Raw genomic sequence first — 16,526 nt, 5'->3', positions numbered from 1 at the left:
AGAATGCCATGCCGCCCGCCCGCCCCTGACGGGCCGGGAGCGGGGTCGCAGGGGAGTTCGAGCCGTCGCGACACATCACAAAAAAATCGGGCAAAGTTCGCAAATCTGGCGTGCCGCACTTTCCCGGCATATGCCGCTTGATGGTGTGTCAGGCAAAAACGCGCGGGGCATAATCGGGCCCGGTCGTCTCCGGAAGCGGTGGAGCCCTCGGGACACCGACTCCCCCTCAGGGGAATTCCGCACCGGATCGATCCTCAAGGCGCTATCAGATGTCCCTGGCCAGCCGCAGCAGCCGCATCGCGGCCCTGCTCGCCGTCCTGTCGGTCGCCGCCGCAGGCGTGACGACCTGGGCCTACGGCTACGGGACCGCGCTGCAGCCGGAGGCCCCAGACGCAGGCGTCCGCCCGAGTGTGACCGACGGCACAGTGCTCCAGGTCGTGGCGCATCCCGACGACGACCTCTTCTTCATGAACCCCGACCTGAGCCGCTCCATATCCGCGGGCGTCAAGGTCGCCACCGTCTACCTGACCTCCGGCGAGTCCGACGGCAGGAACGAGGCCCACAGCCCCCTCCTGGAGGACCCCGCGCGCCCCGCCGACCGCGCCGCCTACGCCGAGGCCCGCCAGAACGGCATCCGCGCCGCCTATGCGCAGATGGCCACCGGCGACCGCACCAGCGCCTGGCAGCGCCGGTCCGTACCCACCGTCGGCGGCGGCAGTGCGGAGGTCGACGTCCTCGTCGCCCGGCCCGAGGTCAACCTCGTCTGGATGCAGCTGCGCGAGGCCCGCAGCATCTCCGGCGACAACCCCGACAGCCTGCGCGGCCTCTGGGACGCCAAAGTGCCCGCCCTCGGAGCCCAGCTGACGTCCGGCACGCCGGTCAAGACCCCGTTCTCGTACACCAAGGACCAGGTCGTGGACGCCATCGCGACCGTCTTCGCGAGGTACCGCCCGACGGCGATACGCACCCAGGACCCGACCCCCGGCCGGTCGGCGAGCAGCGGCGCGTTCCTCGACCACCAGGACCACATGTACGGCGCCCGCTTCGTGCAGGCCGCGGCGGAGCGCTACGCGAAGTTCGCGGACCGGCCGCACTTCTCGGTCCAGAACTACGTGAGCTACCCCAACAGCTCCCTGCCCCCCACGCTCGACCCGCAGACGGCCGCGGAGAAGCTCGTCTACCTCAAGACCTACGCGTGGATGGACCACCAGGACTGGTGCGGCAGCCCGGCCGGCTGCGGCGACCGCAAGACCGCCACCCGCCCCACCGGCGCCGGCTGGAACCAGACCATCCGCTACGCCCGCGGCGACGGCACCTCCTGGATGGCCGAGGGCGCGGGCGGCCGGCTGTGGGCCTTCTCCGTCCTGGACGGCCAGATGGCGTACTGGTCGCGCAGCGGCCCCCGGGCCCCCTGGCAGGGACCCCGCTTCCTTCCCGGCACCGGCATCGACACGGGTGCCAGCGCGGTCCGGCTCCCCGACGGCAGGATCGCGGTCTTCGCCACCCGTACGACCCTGGGCGCACAGGCCGAGGAGTACGGCCGCGAGCTCGTGTACGCCGTCCAGGGCGCGCCCGACGGCGCCTTCGGCCCGTGGCAGTCGCTGGGCACCCCGGACACGGCCGACATCTCCGGCACCTCGGCCCTCAGCGCGCCCGCCGTCTCCGTGGATCCCACCGGCCGGATGACGGTGTACGTACGGGATTCGCGGCGCACCCTGCGCGCCCGTACCCAGACGGCCCCGGACGGCTCCTTCGACGCGTGGCAGGACCTCGGCGGCGCCGGCCTGCTCGGCGACCCGGTGACCGCCACCGACGCGGCGGGCCGGCGCCACGTCTACGCGGCGACGGCCGCCACGGTGCTGACCTGGCTCCAGCCCGCCCCGGACGCCCCGTACGGCGACCCCGTGCCCACCGGCCTGCCCGCGACCACCGGCGCGCTCTCGGCGAGCCCGCAGGGCGACGGGGTCCGCCTGTACTTCCGCCGGCCCGGCACGGGCGCCGTCGGCACGAGCCTGTCCGGCGCGGACGGCTCGGGCACGGTCGCGCGGTTCTCCCCGGTGACCGAGGCGGGCGGCGACGGCGGCTACGGCGCGGTCGGCGCCGCGGGCCGCCTCCTCGCCGGCCGCGCCGGCGCGGGCACGGTCAGCGTGTCGGGCACCGACGGCCCGCCCTCCTGGTACGAGTCCCAGATGCTCTACACGGGCGCACCGGCGGCCGTGGCCGAGCCGGACGGCACGGCCGTCGCGGCGGCACTCGGCCTGGACGCCGGCCTGCACATCACGGCGGCTCCCCCGACCGGGTCCCGGCCGGACGGCAGCCGCCCCGCCACCCCGTGGCACCGGGCGGTCCAGCCCTGGATGGTCGCCCTGGCCGGGCGGGCGCAGGGCGCCTCCGGCGGCCGGCAGCCGTAGGACCCCGCCGGTGGCCGGGGACCGGCCCCGGGCCCCGGGGTGTCAGAACGGCGAGGGAGGCGTGGGCAGCCCGGCGCCGGCGCCCGCCCCGGTGTGCGCGCCGGTGTGCGTGCCGGTCCCCGCCCCGTCGAGCGCCACCAGCGAGAGCACGACGATCGAACCCGTCCACGCCAGCGGGGCGATCGACGACGGCCGCCCCTGCCGGTCCACCTTCTCCGGCAGCTCGCCGAGCGCGTTCCTCTTGGACAGCACCCAGTCCAGGACCCGTTCGGCCTTCGCCGTCCTGCCCGTACCGGCCCACGCGAGCGCGAAGAACGACGTGCTGGGCGTCCACGCGTTCCCGCCCCACGGCGCGGCGGGGTCGTTCCCCGGTGTCAGGCCGCCGTTGGGCAGCAGCAGCGCCTTGTACGCGGCGTCGAGGGCCCGCGGCAGGCCGGCCGGAGCCGTGTTGAAGGGCGGCGCCATGAACGCCACCGCGCTGTCGTACCCGTGCCGCCCGTCGACGGTGCGCTGGTAGCCCAGGGGAGCGAACCGTGCGGCGATCCCCGCGGACAGCCGCCGCGCGGCACCGGCCCACCGCGCCGCATCAGCGGGCCGGCCCGCCTCCCGGGCCAGGTCCGCGGAGGCGTTGAGGCCTGCGAGCAGCGGAGCGGCCGTCCCGATGTTCGGGGTGGCCGTCATCAGCTCCCAGTAGTCGGGGGAGGGCGGGGGCAGCCCGTCCGCCCGCAGGGACGCCGCCGCGCGGTCGGCCGCCTTGCGGACCATCGGGTACAGGGCGTTCAGCCGGGCGCGCCGGGTGTCGCGCGGGGCCGCCTGGTACCACTGCCAGGCGGCCCAGGGCACCCAGCCGTTGGCGTCCAGCTGCCACGGCCTGCGGTCCGGCGGGCCGGATCCGTCGAGCTTGGTCCGCGCCTCCCAGGTGCCGTCCCTGCGCTGGGTGGCGGCGCTGTGGCGCAGGATCCGGTAGGCCTCGGCGTCATGGCCGGTGTGCGCGAACGCGGCGGAGACGAAGCTCGCGTCGCGCGGCCAGGAGTACTTCCAGCCCGGGGTCCACCCCGCCGCCACCGCGCCGTTCGGCTGCAGCAGGGCCCGCATGGACAGCAGGGCCCGCTCGGCCGCCGTCCGCTGCACCGGCGTCCGGCCCGGCACCCGGCCGGAGTCCAGCCAGGCGCGGCTCTGCGCGATCTGCCGCCGCGCCGCCGCGTGGTCGCGCAGGACCACGGCCGACGTGCTCCTGCCCGCCGGCAGGTACCTCCACCCGCCGGACGGCAGGTGCAGCACATTGCTCCGCTCGACGTAGCGCGCACCCCTGGCGGTGGCGAACAGGACGCCCTCGACGGCGGTCGTGTTGGAGAGCAGGCCGACGGTCGGGGCGGCGAGCACCGACAGGGGTGCATAGCTGCCCTCGGCGTCGCCGCGGGCCTGGTGCCCCACGGCCCCGACGAAGAGCGCCGGCCGGGGAGCACCGGCAGGCCGCCCGGCGTGCAGCCCCGCGGCGCACACCGGCAGGGCGGCGCCCGCCACGGCCACCAACGCGACCGCCCACCGAAGAAGCCGGACACCGGGCATCACCACTCCCTCCGTCGGCCCTCCCTGGAGGCGGACCCGGATGCCCATCCTGGAAGAGCCGCACGGGGGCCGCCACGGAACGCCGCCGCCCGGGTGACCGGGCCCCGCCGCCCGCCCGGCTGCGCACGCCCCGTCCGCCCGGCCGCGTCACCCGTCCTGCCGCCCCCAGGGTGCCGGCGCCCGGCCCCCGTGCACACCATGGATGCCCGGCCGGCCGAGCCCCGCTGCGAAGGGGTGGTGAATGAGCACTGCTCCGACAGCGCGCGACGAGGTCCGCACGCACCCCTCGCCAACGGGCAGGACCCGTGCCCCCGTTCTGCGGCGACTGCTCCTGCCCGGAACCTGCGCCGTCCTGGTGTCGGCCGCGGGAGCCCTGCTCGCGGTCGGCTGCTTCCTCGGCCTCTACGTACGCCCCACGTCCGACGACTGGTGCGCCGCCTGGAAGTCCCGCGACCTCGGGGTCCTCGGCATCACGTCCGACTTCTACTCGACCCAGAACGGCAGGGTCACCAACGCCTTCCTGAGCGGTGTCGTCTACGCCGGCGGCCTGACCGCCGCCAAGCTCCTCCCCGCCCTGATCGTCGCCGCCTTCACCGCTGCCCTGGTCCTGCTGGCCCGGGAGTTCACCCGTGCCCTGGGCGGCGCCCCCGTCCTGCTCCTGCTGCTGAGCTGCTCCCTGCTCCTGCAGGCCCTGCTGTACTTCGCGGGCACGCGCACCTACCAGGTCCTCCTCTGGGCGCCCGCCACGATCTCCCACACCCTCCCGAGCGTCGTCGGAGCCTGGGCGCTCGTGCTGGCCGTCTTCACCGTCCGCCAGCGCAGCCCCGCCGTCCGCGCGGCCGGCTTCGCCGGGGCCTTCCTGACCGCCTTCGCGATCGGCATGCTGAGCGAGCCGTTCGCACTCGTCAGCGGCCTGCTGGCAGCGGAGGCGGCCCTGTTGGCGCTGCGGCACCGGCGGGCGTTCACCTGGTGCCTGCTCTGGTGCTCCGGCCTCCTCTGCGGCCTGCTGGTGCTCTACACGTCCCCCGGTGCCCGCCGTCGGCGCGCCCACGAGCCGGCGGGGGAGGCGCTGCTCTCCGCGCACGGGCTCAGGGGGGCCGTTGGGGACTGGCTGCACATGTGGGAGACCGTCAGCGGGCAGTGGGCCTACCTCGGCGCGGCCGCAGTCGGCCTCCTGCTGGGCCTCGGCACCGCGCTCGGGCCGCCGCCCCCCGGGCGACTGCGGATCCCGCTGCTCCTCCTGCCCGTGCCGGTGGTGGTGCTGGGCTCCTTCGTGGTCGTGCTGGGCCTGCGCAGCGGCTACGGCCCGGCCGGCTGGACGTACGCCCGTGCCTGGACGAGCTACCTCGTCCCGTTGGAACTGGCCCTCTGCGGCTACGGCGCCCTCCTCGGAGGATGGGCCCGCCGACGGCTGGCGGACCGCCGCGGGGCCCTGGCCGCCGTGACCCTGGCGGCGGGCGGCGCGGCGGTGGCCTCGGCGGCCGCACTCGTCCCCAACGTCCAGCACCTCACGACGGCGACGGTCGCCCACGCCGCGGCCTGGGACGCCCAGGACGCCCGCATCCGCAGGGAAGCCGCCCGAGGCGCCACCGACATCGGCTACACCCCCCTGCGCATCGGAGGCCTGGCCGAACCGTTCTTCACGGCCGACTACGAACGCGACTGGGTCGCCGCCTGCGTGGCGAAGTGGTACGGGATCCCCCGGATCCACCGGCGCTGAGGCCCTGCGGCTGCGCCCGGGAGGGAGCGGCGGCGACCGACCGTGTCGCCGTCCTCCTCGGCGGGCGCGACGTGCAACCGTTTCCCCATGACCGAAGGCTCAGCACCCCACATCTCCCCGGCACGGATCACCGTCCTGGGCGTACAGCCCGGCAATCCGCCCTTCCGCATCGTGGAGCTCGACGGCGAATTCGTCGGCAGGGCGACCTCGATGACGGATGTGCTGCTGATCGCCGCGGAGCTCGGCATCCCGATCCACGACCTGGACGACCTCGACGAGGTCCGCTGGGTCGGGGGCGGCAAATTCACCTGGTCCCCATAGCGTCCCGCTGGCAGCATGCTGCCGTGACCGCTCCCCGCATCCGCATACCCGCGGCCCTCGCCGCGTCCCACCGCTCCTTCTTCGGGGCGTCAGGCGCCGCGTGGATCGCAGGGCTCCCCGCCCTGGCCGCCGCCTGCACTGCCCGCTGGCAGCTGCGGCCCGACGGGGAGCCCACGCACGGAGCGATCGCGCTCGTCCTCCCCGTGACCCGCGCCGACGGCACCCCGGCCGTCCTGAAGCTCCAGCCGGTGGACGAGGAGACGAGGCACGAACCCCTGGCCCTGCGTACGTGGGCGGGGCACGGCGCGGTCAGGCTCCTGGAAACCGACCCCGGCACGGGCGCCATGCTGCTGGAACGCCTCGACGCAGGCCGCTCGCCGGCCGGCGTCGAGGACGAGGTGACGGCCGTGCAGATCCTCTCCGAGGTGCTGGCCCGCCTGGTCGCGCTCCCGGCCCCGGAGGGAGTGCGCCGCCTGGGGGACGTCGCCGCGGCCATGCTCGACGCGGTGCCCGGGGCGATGACGCGCCTGGTGGACCCCGCAGACCGCCGCACGGTGGCCACGTGCGCGGCGGCCCTGCGGGACCTGCTCGAGGAGCCGGGCGATCGCCTGCTGCACTGGGACCTGCACTACGACAACGTACTGGCCCCCCTCGAGGCCGACGGGCGGGACCCCTGGCTGGCCATCGACCCCAAACCCCTCGCCGGGGACCCCGGCTTCGAGCTCCTGCCCGCACTCCAGAACCGCTGGGACGACGTGGAGGCCTCGGGAGACGTCGCCCGATCGGTACGCCGACGCTTCGACCTGATGACCGAAGTCCTCGCCCTCGACCGCCGCCGCGCCGCCGGCTGGACCCTCGCCCGCGTCCTGCAGAACACCCTGTGGGCCGTCGAGGACGGCGCCGCCCGCACGCCCCCCGTCCAGACGGCCATCGCCCGGGCGCTGCTGGCGCGCACCTGACCGTGCGCCTGCCGAGGCAGACGCGCGGTCAGCGCGTGGCCGCGTTGCGCAGGGCGAGGGTGGTTCGGGCGGCAGCGGCGAGGTCGGTCTCCCGCACCAGCCGCACCATGGCGAAGGTGGTGGCGTCGCTCCAGGCGCACACGGCCCGGTCGCCCTCGGGACCCGCGGCGAGGCCGCAGCTCAGACCGCCGCCGTGCTGCCCCGCGTCGAAGCCGGCCACGTCGTGCGCCCGAGCGCCGGCGAAGGCGCTGCCCAACTCCTGCGGGATCGGCTCGTTCGCCTTGTCCCGGCGTATCGACGGGTCCCACTGGGCGCTGCGGATGGCGACGAAGAGGTCGACGGAGCCGTCCCCGTCGCGGTCGTAGGAGGCGGTCCTCAGTCCCTCGGGCAGTTGGCGGCCCCCCAGCATCTCGGTCTCGGCGCGCTCGGCGGCTTCGCCCGTCAGCCGTTGGAAGTCCTGGAAGCCGTTCGGCGGAGCGCCGGTGTGGGGCTCGTTCTCTTCGGCACCGCTCCAGGCGGACGCGGGAGCCTGCGTTCCCGAGGCGAGGGGCGCGGTGTCGTGGGAGACGGACAGGGCGGCCTTCACGCACGCGGACACGGCGATCAGCACGCTCGCGCCCACGATGATCAGGTGCCGCTTCCTCGCCTCCCGCAGGGTGTCGGCGGGATCGCCGCCCGGCGGGGTGTACGGCGAGCGCCAGTCACGGGTCTGCCGCCAGACCACCACGATGGCGATGAGGGCGACGGCCAGAACCCCGACCACCTGGCCGAAGGCGTATTCCGGCGAGGCGGTGTCCACAGAAGCGACGATCATGCCCGCCATCGTAGGGGCGATCGAAACTCCGTTCGGTCACGATTCAACGACCATCAGGTCGAGGCGGCCGGCCACTGCCAGGCGAGGCGATCCCGATAGGTCCTTCTGCTGACCCGGCGTCACCCTCCGCCGAGCTGCGCCGCCCCGGGCCGGTTCAGCGCCGTGGCGGGTGGGTGGCGAGCCAGTGGCGGGCGATCTGTTCGCGGGTGGCGAGCCACGCCCCGCCGCGCTGCGCCACGTGCTCCAGGAAGCCGTCGAGCGCGCGGATGCGGCCCGGCCGGCCGGTGATCCGGCAGTGCAGGCCGACGCTCATCATGCGCGGCCGGTCGGCGCCCTCGGCGTGGAGCGCGTCGAACGTGTCGACGAGGTACGCCAGCATGTCGTCGGCGGTCGTGAAGCCGTGGACGATCAGGAACTTGAAGTCGTTCGCGTCGAGGCTGTAGGGCAGCACGAGGTGCGGCCGGCCGGCTGCCTCCACGTAGAACGGCAGGTCGTCCGAGTAGTCGTCGGAGTCGTAGAGGAACCCGCCCTCCTCGGCGACGAGGCGCCGCGTGGCAGGGCTCGTCCGGCCGGTGTACCAGCCGACGGGCCTGCGCCCGACGAGCCGGTCGATCGTGGCGACCGTGCGCGCGACGTCGGCCCGCTCGACCTCCTCCGGCACGTGGCGGTAGTCGATCCAGCGCCACCCGTGGCCCGCCACCTCCCAGCCGGCGGCGCCCATCGCGCGTGCCGCGGCCGGATTGCGCTCGAGCGCCTGGCCCACCGCGTGGACGGTGAGCGGTGCGCCGCGTGCCGCGAGCGTGCGGTGGATGCGCCAGAAGCCGGCGCGCGCACCGTAGGCGAACATCGACTCGACGTTCAGCTCGCGCCCGCCCACCACCGGCGGCGCCCCGACGAGCTCGTGGAGGTAGCCCTCCGACGCGGGATCGCCCTCCAGGACGCTGCGCTCGCCGCCCTCCTCGTAGTTGAGGACGAGGCTCACGGCGACCCGGGCGCCGCCGGGCCAGGCGGCGTGCGGCGGCTCGGCGCCGTAACCGACGAAGTCGCGCGGATGATCGGACACGGGCGGCACCCTACCGAAGGAGCAGGGCGGGCCGTGCGAGCGACGCAGCGCGGCCGCGACCGCCGGAGCGCCTAGTTCCGCCACGGCGGTCCGTCCGCGATGATGTGCGCTCGTCACCCACCGACGGAAAGGAACGGAGCATGGCCACACTGTGGTCAGAGCAGGGCGCACTCCGTCGTAAACCGATCGAGCACATCGAGGAGCCCGAAGGCGCACCCAGCGAGCAGCTCACCCGCACCCTCGGCCTCTGGCAGCTCACCGCCATCGGCGTCGGCGGCATCATCGGCGCCGGCATCTTCACGCTCGCCGGGACCGTCGCCAACGGCGTCGCGGGGCCGGCCGTGCTCGTGTCCTTCCTCATCGCCGGTGTGGCCAGCGCTGCCGCGGCGTTCTCCTACGCGGAGTTCGCCGGCCTGATCCCGAAGGCCGGCTCGGCCTACACGTACGGGTACGCGGTCCTCGGCGAGCTGGCGGGCTGGTTCATCGGGTGGGACCTGCTGCTGGAGTACACGGCCATCGTCGCGGTGGTCGCCATCGGCATCTCGGGGTACTTCAACTTCCTCCTGGCCGAGACGGGCGCCTCCCTGCCCACCTGGATGCTCGGCGCACCGGGCACCGGCGAGGGGCACCGCTTCGACCTGATCGCGGCCGTGCTCTGCCTGTTCACGGCCTACCTGCTCAACCTGGGCATCAAGAGCGCGGCCCGCTTCGAGACGGTCGTCGTCGTCCTCAAGGTGCTGGTCGTCCTGCTGGTCATCGTCGTCGGCTTCTTCCACATCAACACCGACAACTACACGCCCTTCTTCCCGTACGGGCTGGGCGGCGCCTTCACCGGCGCGGCCACGGTCTTCTTCGCGGTCTTCGGCTACGACGCGATGAGCACGGCGGCGGAGGAGTCCAAGGACGCCCAGAAGCACATGCCCCGGGCGATCGTGTACTCCCTCGCCATCGCCATGGTGCTGTACGTGCTCGCCTGCCTGGTCCTGACGGGCATGCAGAACTACACGGAGATCGACCCCGAGAGCGGGTTCTCCTCCGCCTTCAAGGCGGTCGGGCTGCCCGTGATCGCCGACATCATCGCGGTCGGGGCGATCATCGGCATCCTCACGGTGATGTTCACCTTCATGCTCGGCGTGACCCGCGTGTGGTTCTCCATGAGCCGTGACGGACTGCTGCCGCACTGGTTCGCCAAGACCCACCGGACCCGGCACGTCCCCACCCGCGTCACCTGGATCGTCGGCGCGGCCTCGGCGGCCATCGCGGGCTTCGTGCCGATCGGCGAGGCGGCGGAGCTCACCAACATCGGGATCCTGCTCGCCTTCGCCGTCGTGTGCACCTCGGTCATCGTGCTGCGCTACCGGCGTCCCGAGCTGCCCCGCACCTTCCGCACGCCGCTGATGCCGTTCACCCCCGCCGTCGGCGTCATCGCCTCGATCTGGCTCATCACGTACCTGCGCGTGGAGACGTGGATCCGGTTCGTCGTCTGGTTCCTGATCGGCCTGGTCATCTACTTCGGCTACTCCTACCGGCACTCCAAGCTGGCCGCGCCGGGGTCCGGGCCGGACACCACGGCGGGCGGGGCCCCGCGGGTGTAGGCCGGAGGTTCACCGTGCTGCCGGAAGCTCCCACCTGACCTCGCCCTCGTGCACCTGACCGGTGGGAGCCAGGCCCGCGCCCGCGGCCACGGCCGCGGAGGCGTGGTGGCCCGGATGGATGTGGGCGCGGACCGCCCGCACGCCGTGCGCCCGGAGCCACGCGACGAGTCCTCGCGCCGCCTCTCCGGCGATCCCGCGCCCCTGCCACGGAGTGCCGACCACCCAGGCGACCTCGGCCGCCCACCCTTGCCCTGCGGGCGTGAGCGTCGCCTGCACCGTGCCGGCCAGGCGCGCGTCCCCGCGGAGCCGGATGACCCAGTTCCACCACTTCACGGCGGGATCGGGGGAGCCCGCCACCAGCCGTTCGTAGCGCGCCCGCAGGGCCTGCGGGGAGTGCGGGGCGCCGCCGGTGAAGACGTGGAGAGCCGGGTCGCCGAGCACCACCGCCATCTCGTCCGCGTGCTCGACGACGAGCGGCACGAGGCTCAGCCCCGGCGTCTCGATGGTCCCGATCCGCAGTGCGTCCGCGCCCGCCGCACCGTCCCCGTGATCCAGGTCGCCCATGCCGTCCCCCCTCCGCCCGCTCCCACCGCGGTACGGCCAGACCCTACGGGGCCGCCCCGGCCCGGCGTCGTCACCCCCGCGCCCCTGGCTGTAGGTTGCTTGCCCCACCCTCTGTGCAAGGAGCGCCACACCCATGTCCATACCGCCGCAGCCGCCGTACTCCGGGCCGTACCCGCCGCCGGGCCCGTACGGGCAGCCGGGGCAGCAGCCCGGGCCGTACGGCGGCCCGCAGGGCTGGTACCCGCCGCCCCCGATGGCGCCGCAGAAGATGAACGCCCTGGCCGTGGTGGCGTTCTGCATGTCCATCCTCTGCGCACTGCCGACGGTCCCGGTGATCCTCGGCATCATCGCCCTCTCCCAGATCCGCAGCCGCGGCGAGAAGGGCAAGGGCTTCGCCATCGCGGCCATCGTCATCCACAGCGCCACCATCGCGTTCTACGCGATCATGCTGGCGCTCGGGTTCTCCGGAGCCCTGGACGACGACACGGCGCCCCGGCGCGACACCAGCGGCCGGGTCACCACCCCGGGTTCGGTGAGCCTGGAGGACATCCGCACGGGGGACTGCTTCGACACGGGCGGCAAGCTGGCGCAGTACAACGACGACAAGGACGGCGGCCAGGGCGGCTCCTCGGTGAAGATCGTGCCCTGCACCCAGCCCCACGAGGGCGAGGCGTACGCCGTCTTCCGCCTCGACGACGGTGCCTACCCGGGCAAGGACAAGGTCGTCTCGCTCGCCGAGCAGAAGTGCGCCGGCAACGAACTCACCGACTACGTCGGCAAGAGCGCCAAGCTCCCCGAGACGCTGGAGGTGTTCTACTACTACCCGCAGTCCACCACCTGGATCCGCGGCGACCGGGAGATCACCTGCTTCATCGGCAACACCAGCGGCCCCACCACCGGTTCGCTGCGCGCCGCCGGCTCCTGAACCACGGGCGGCAAGGGCCGGGCGCAGGGCCGCTTTCCACGAGTGGCCCCCGGGCCGGCCAGCGGCGATCACCGCCCAGCGCCCGGCCGTTGCCCGATGCCCGCGCCGAGCGGTCCGCACCGCGCCCGGATCGCCTTCTCCGACTCCGCGACGAAGCACCCGGACGTCACCGAGCTCCGCACCGTCGGCGATCACGACGGTCCGCATCACCCCCCGGGCCTCTGGGGCTGACCATTCGGACGGACGCATCCCCATCACAAGATCATCCCGGTGGTGCATTGGGGCGAACTCCGCTTCCGAAGGCCGAGCCGCGACATCCGATCCGTCTCCTTTTGTGCTGGTCTGTGTCGGTCGCATCCGGCAGGTAAAGGGGCCACCCCGGCGGGGCGCCCCTGCGCTCAGCAGTGAAAGGTGCATGTTCGTGAGTCGAGGAACCTACAGGCCGAACCACGGAAAGCGGCGGCTGCGCACGCTGGCCACGCTGGGCGCGATCGGCATCGTCGCCGGGCTCGCTTCCGGGCTGCCGGCGTCGGCGGCCGGTGCCGGCCCGCTGCCGATCCCGGCGGCCGCGGTCGCGCAGCCGAAACCCGGGGGGACTCCCGTAGCCTGCGACGGCCGGGTCTACGTCTCGTTCGGAGACCCGGACCAGCTCTACACCGCCGACCGCGGGCCCGGCACGGTCCGGTTCACGCCCCTCGGCGACCCCACACCGTTCCTCTTCAACGCCATCGGGGTGAACCCCCAGGACCGCTTCCTCTACGGGACCACGTTCGGCACCGCCACCAACGAGCTGGTCCGCTTCGACGGCAACGGGGACTTCACCGAGCTCGGTCCCATCGAGGGCCTGCCGCCCGCCGTCTACATCTCGGGAACGTTCGACGACGAGGGCAACTACTACGTCCTGGCCGACAACTCGGAGAACATCTACCGGATCGACGTCACCACCCGCTCGGTCACCGGTGTCATCAACGTCCCGGGGCTGGCCGACCCGGAACTCGACGTCTTCGACATCGCGTTCCGCGACGGATTCCTGTGGGGCTCGACCGACGACGGCGCCCTCGTGCGGATCGACGTAGCGACCGGGAACGCGGACTTCTTCCCGGGTGTCCTCCCGGGAGGCGAGGACTTCGGCGGCGTCTTCGTCTACGGCAACGGAGACCTCGGCTTCTTCCGCAACTCCGGAGAGCTCATCCGGGTGCGTGTGCACAACGCGACCGGCTCGCACCCCGACTTCACCGTGCTGTCGACGCAGACCACGGCCCCGGTGATGAACCTCGACGCCACCTCCTGCTTCCTCGACTCGTCCGCCGACCTGTCGGTACGGAAGGACAGCCCCGAGCGGGTCACGGCGGGCGACGCGGTCACCTACCACATCACCGTGAGGAACGAAGGGGACGCCGAGAAGGGCCAGGGCAAGGCCGAAGAGCAGGACAAGGGCAAGGCCAAGGCCAAGGCCGATGGCAAGGCCGCCGACAAGGGCCAGGACAAGGACAAGGACAAGGGGAGGGAGGGGGCGAGCGGTGATTCCTCCGGCTGGTCCCTGACCGACGACCTCCCGGCGAAGATCGTCTCGCCCACGACGCAGACGGAGGGCTGCGAGATCACCGACGGCACCCTGTCCTGCACGGGCGGTCCGCTGGCGGTGGGCGAGGAGGTGGAGATCGAGGTGACCGGTACCGCCGCGGACGTCTCCCAGCCGACCAAGGTCAGGAACACCGCCACGGTGTTCGGGGACGACGCGGACCCGAACAAGGACAACGACAAGGACACCGCGCACACCGAGATCGTGCCGGCGGTCAAGCGCTAGCCCGACCGATGACCGGCCCGGCCGGGCGGAGGGACGGCAGCCCTTCGCCCGGCCGAACCGGCGGCGATCATGTTCGCGGCCGGGACAGGCGGCTGGACCTGAGCCGCTTCATACGACTCCGAGGAAGCCCGGGTCAACGCCGTCGAGCTGAAGGCACGCATCGCGGCTCAGCGCAAGGAGTTCCGCCACGGGCACCGTGCGCCGTCCGGTCGCCGACAGATCCCGGCGGGCCTCGGCCGACCACAACGGCGGGAAGAACGACAGTCCCTGCCGGCCGTTCAGCACGGAGACCTCACTGCGCCAGCCGTCCCACCGCAGGCCTTCGTAGAACTCCTGGAGTCCTCCGGAAAGGATCCAGGACAGCCACGCCGAATGGCCGGCGCCCAAGGCCTCCCAGCGGAGCGCGTCAGGGGCGAAGTACAGGATCTCGCCCGGCTCGCCGGGCCGACCGGCCTCACGGGGGTCACCCCCGTTGAGGACGAAGACCCCGCCCAGCACGTCGTGCGCAACCACGAGACCACCATCAGGGCGCCAGGAGGGATCGAATGCCGAGGGCATCGCGTTGACCTCGGCCAGGCCGGGCAGCCCCGGGTCGCTCGGGCTTGCGAAGATCCGAAGCCATCCGCCGTCGACGAGCAGGCCGCCGCAGTTCAGCACGATGCCGCCCAAGTTCGACCGGGCGGACACCTGCAATTGCAGCAGGGAGGCCCGACCCGCCACGGGATCGCCGAGCAGCACCTCAACCGGTACGTCGGTGCCGGACAGCTCCTGAAGAAGGAGCGGCCATGCAGGGTCGTCGACGTCGATCAGTTCACCGTGGTCGCGCAGCTCCGCATCGTCGCACCACGCCCGGAGGCGCAGTTCGCCGGGGCACCCGGACGTCCATCCGCCCCTCGAGACGACCTCTAGGGCAGCGGCTTGCCCCGAGCGGCCAGCCACAGGGCGTACCACTCCTCGTGCTCCAGCTCGGGGGCCCGGCCGACCGCGTCACGGCAGGCCCGGATGCGCCCCGGGTCGGACGTGCCGATCACCGGCGCGATCCGGGCCGGGTGCCGCTGGAGCCACCACAGCAGCACCGTCTCCGGGGCCACCTGCTTGCGTTCGGCGAGGTCCGCGACCAGCTCGGCGGCCGCGCGGTCCTGGGGGCTCGTGGGCCGTCCCGTGAACCGCCCCTGGGCCAGGGCGCCCCAGGCCTGCACCTGGATGCCCTGGTCCGCGCAGTGCTCCAGCGTGCCGTGGGGGAAGCCGTTGGCAGCCCCTTCGGGGGTGTTCAGCAGGACCCCGGCCTCCACCCAGTCGCGCTGGTGCAGGCTCATCTCCAGCTGGTTGGCCACGAGCGGCAGCCCCAGCCGGGACTGGAGGGCGGCGATCTGCGCCGCCCCCATGTTGGACACGCCGAAGCGGCGCACCAGGCCCTGGGCGTGCAGGGAGTGCAGGGCCTCCGCGATGTCGTCGGGATCCGCGAGCGGGTCGGGCCGGTGCAGCAGCAGGACGTCGATCACGTCGGTGCGCAGCCGGAGCAGGCTTTCCTCGACCCGGCGCAGCACGGACTTCCCGCGCAGGTCGTACATGCCGGGGTGCGTGCCGTCCGCCGGGCGGATCCCGCACTTCGTCTGCAGCGTGATCCTCGCGCGCAGCCCGTGGTCGCGCGCGAGGAGCTCGCCGAAGACCGCCTCCGACTTCCCGTGGCGGTAGATGTCCGCGTGGTCGAAGGCGGTGATCCCGATCTCCAGGGCCGCCGTGACCGCAGCCTCCGCAGCGGCGATCTCCGCGGCACCGTAGGGCTCGGGCCCCCAGGTGCCGCCCAGGCCCATGCACCCGTACAGGGGTCGGCTCGTCCTCGTGTTCGCTCGCTCCGTCACGCGCCGACTCTACGGGTTCGCCGTACCGCTCCGCCCCGTCCGCGCGACGGCCCGGCCTCCGCGGCCGACCCGGACGAGGGATTCGTGACCCCGGCCCTCCGGGGCAGATGGTGACAACCACCAGAGGCGGACGCGGCCGGTCCGGCGCGGCCGGCCTACTTGAGCTGGTACGAGCAGCCCTTCGGGTTCTTGCCGCCGTTGTTGTCGGCGACCTGCTTGCCGTCGACCTTGATGACGCACGGGGCCTGCTGGAGCATCCCGTCGGCGCCTTGGATCGAGCCGGGGATGACGGTCACCAGGTGACCCACCTTCTGCTCCGCGCCGGTGAGGCGGACGGTCTCCGTCTTCGTCCAGGGCAGGGTCTGCTGCTCGAAGCCGCTCGTGTCGGCGTTGTACATGATCTGCGTCCTGCCCTGGCCGGAGACCTCCAGCGTCACCTCGTGGGTCGCGCCCTCGCCGGCCCCCTTGCCCGCCGGGGCCTTGCCGGTGGCCGTGGCGGTGGCCGACGGCGACGGGGTCTGCGCTGCCGACGCCTTGGCGCCCGCCCCGTCCGTCCCGCCGTCCGCCTTCTTCCCGCCGTCACTTCCACAGCCGGTCAGCACCGCTGCCGCAACGACCAGCGCCACCCCGGTAACCATCCTGCGCATGTCTTCCCGCTCCCCGTTCCTGGACTTCACATGGCCGCCTCCCCTCCGGACGGGGGGAGGCGGAATCCGAAGATCCAATCACGCCGGGCGCAGCCGGTGCGCCCCGGGGCCTCGGCGGCCTTCGGCCGTCCCCGCCTCCTGCGTCCCTGCCTCCTGCGTCCCTGCCGAACGCGACTCGCCGTGGCCTCGGGGCCAGGTGGGGGGAACGCGCGCCCCCGAGCCCGTCGCGCCTTCGCGGCCGAGGCCCCGGCTGCGAAAGCCGGGGCCTC

The 16,526-nt window shown here is 73.5% G+C and carries 14 protein-coding genes; 7 read left to right on the top strand and 7 right to left on the bottom strand.

From position 1 onward, the window contains the following. Window positions 1-269 precede the first annotated feature (269 nt). Window positions 270-2,411 (top strand): PIG-L family deacetylase, encoded by a 2,142-nt coding sequence (locus AB0953_RS22440; RefSeq protein ID WP_366861302.1) that lies wholly within the window; start codon window positions 270-272, stop codon window positions 2,409-2,411. Between the two features lie 42 nt (window positions 2,412-2,453). Here the strand turns inward: AB0953_RS22440 and AB0953_RS22435 are convergent, their stop codons facing one another. Further along, on the bottom strand, window positions 2,454-3,980 hold the full coding sequence (locus AB0953_RS22435) for a hypothetical protein (protein ID WP_366861301.1): 1,527 nt from the start codon (window positions 3,978-3,980) through the stop codon (window positions 2,454-2,456). Window positions 3,981-4,221: 241 nt separating this feature from the next. Between AB0953_RS22435 and AB0953_RS22430 the strand changes: the two genes are divergently transcribed. The 3 genes from AB0953_RS22430 to AB0953_RS22420 all read left to right on the top strand — a co-directional run bounded on the left by AB0953_RS22430 (window position 4,222) and on the right by AB0953_RS22420 (window position 6,980). Continuing rightward, window positions 4,222-5,700 (top strand): DUF6056 family protein, encoded by a 1,479-nt coding sequence (locus AB0953_RS22430; protein ID WP_366861300.1) that lies wholly within the window; start codon window positions 4,222-4,224, stop codon window positions 5,698-5,700. An 87-nt stretch (window positions 5,701-5,787) separates the two neighbouring features. Further along, window positions 5,788-6,021: a hypothetical protein gene (locus AB0953_RS22425; protein WP_366861299.1), complete on the top strand. Its 234-nt coding sequence runs from the start codon at window positions 5,788-5,790 to the stop codon at window positions 6,019-6,021. 23 nt (window positions 6,022-6,044) lie between these two features. Next, window positions 6,045-6,980, top strand: coding sequence for an aminoglycoside phosphotransferase family protein (locus AB0953_RS22420; protein ID WP_366861298.1), 936 nt, complete (start codon window positions 6,045-6,047; stop codon window positions 6,978-6,980). A gap of 28 nt (window positions 6,981-7,008) precedes the next feature. On the opposite strand, the gene AB0953_RS22415 is transcribed toward AB0953_RS22420, so the two are convergent. Both AB0953_RS22415 and puuE read right to left on the bottom strand, forming a co-directional pair. Beyond that, window positions 7,009-7,794, bottom strand: a complete 786-nt coding sequence (locus AB0953_RS22415) for a hypothetical protein (RefSeq protein WP_366861296.1) — start codon at window positions 7,792-7,794, stop codon at window positions 7,009-7,011. 154 nt (window positions 7,795-7,948) lie between these two features. Beyond that, a complete protein-coding gene (gene puuE / locus AB0953_RS22410) occupies window positions 7,949-8,857 on the bottom strand; it encodes an allantoinase PuuE (protein ID WP_366861295.1) in 909 nt (302 codons plus the stop codon). Between the two features lie 140 nt (window positions 8,858-8,997). On the opposite strand from puuE, the gene AB0953_RS22405 reads away from it, so the two are divergent. Further along, window positions 8,998-10,452, top strand: a complete 1,455-nt coding sequence (locus AB0953_RS22405; protein WP_366861294.1) for an amino acid permease — start codon at window positions 8,998-9,000, stop codon at window positions 10,450-10,452. Between the two features lie 9 nt (window positions 10,453-10,461). Here the strand turns inward: AB0953_RS22405 and AB0953_RS22400 are convergent, their stop codons facing one another. Continuing rightward, window positions 10,462-11,016: a GNAT family N-acetyltransferase gene (locus AB0953_RS22400; protein ID WP_366861293.1), complete on the bottom strand. Its 555-nt coding sequence runs from the start codon at window positions 11,014-11,016 to the stop codon at window positions 10,462-10,464. Window positions 11,017-11,149: 133 nt separating this feature from the next. Here AB0953_RS22400 and AB0953_RS22395 point away from each other — a divergent pair, with 133 nt between their 5' ends. Together AB0953_RS22395 and AB0953_RS22390 are read left to right on the top strand one after the other, a co-directional pair. Continuing rightward, a complete protein-coding gene (locus AB0953_RS22395) occupies window positions 11,150-11,941 on the top strand; it encodes a DUF4190 domain-containing protein (RefSeq protein ID WP_366861292.1) in 792 nt (263 codons plus the stop codon). 421 nt (window positions 11,942-12,362) lie between these two features. Further along, the gene (locus AB0953_RS22390; protein ID WP_366861291.1) at window positions 12,363-13,748 is read left to right on the top strand and encodes a DUF11 domain-containing protein; all 1,386 of its coding nucleotides are present in this window, start codon (window positions 12,363-12,365) and stop codon (window positions 13,746-13,748) included. A 108-nt stretch (window positions 13,749-13,856) separates the two neighbouring features. Here the strand turns inward: AB0953_RS22390 and AB0953_RS22385 are convergent, their stop codons facing one another. The 3 genes from AB0953_RS22385 to AB0953_RS22375 form a co-directional block, all read right to left on the bottom strand. Continuing rightward, window positions 13,857-14,687, bottom strand: coding sequence for a DUF2625 family protein (locus AB0953_RS22385; protein ID WP_366861290.1), 831 nt, complete (start codon window positions 14,685-14,687; stop codon window positions 13,857-13,859). Then, complete coding sequence (locus tag AB0953_RS22380) at window positions 14,654-15,610, bottom strand: aldo/keto reductase (protein ID WP_366861289.1); 957 nt, start codon at window positions 15,608-15,610, stop codon at window positions 14,654-14,656. The genes AB0953_RS22385 and AB0953_RS22380 overlap by 34 nt, the downstream gene beginning before the upstream one ends. 155 nt (window positions 15,611-15,765) lie before the next feature. Next, window positions 15,766-16,257, bottom strand: a complete 492-nt coding sequence (locus tag AB0953_RS22375; protein WP_366861288.1) for a hypothetical protein — start codon at window positions 16,255-16,257, stop codon at window positions 15,766-15,768. Between the last annotated feature and the right edge of the window lie 269 nt (window positions 16,258-16,526).

The sequence above is a fragment of the Streptomyces sp. NPDC046866 genome (genome assembly GCF_040704625.1).
Classification (GTDB): domain Bacteria; phylum Actinomycetota; class Actinomycetes; order Streptomycetales; family Streptomycetaceae; genus Streptomyces.
Note: the sequence above shows the minus strand (reverse complement) of the source record. Positions and strands in the feature narration are given on the sequence as shown.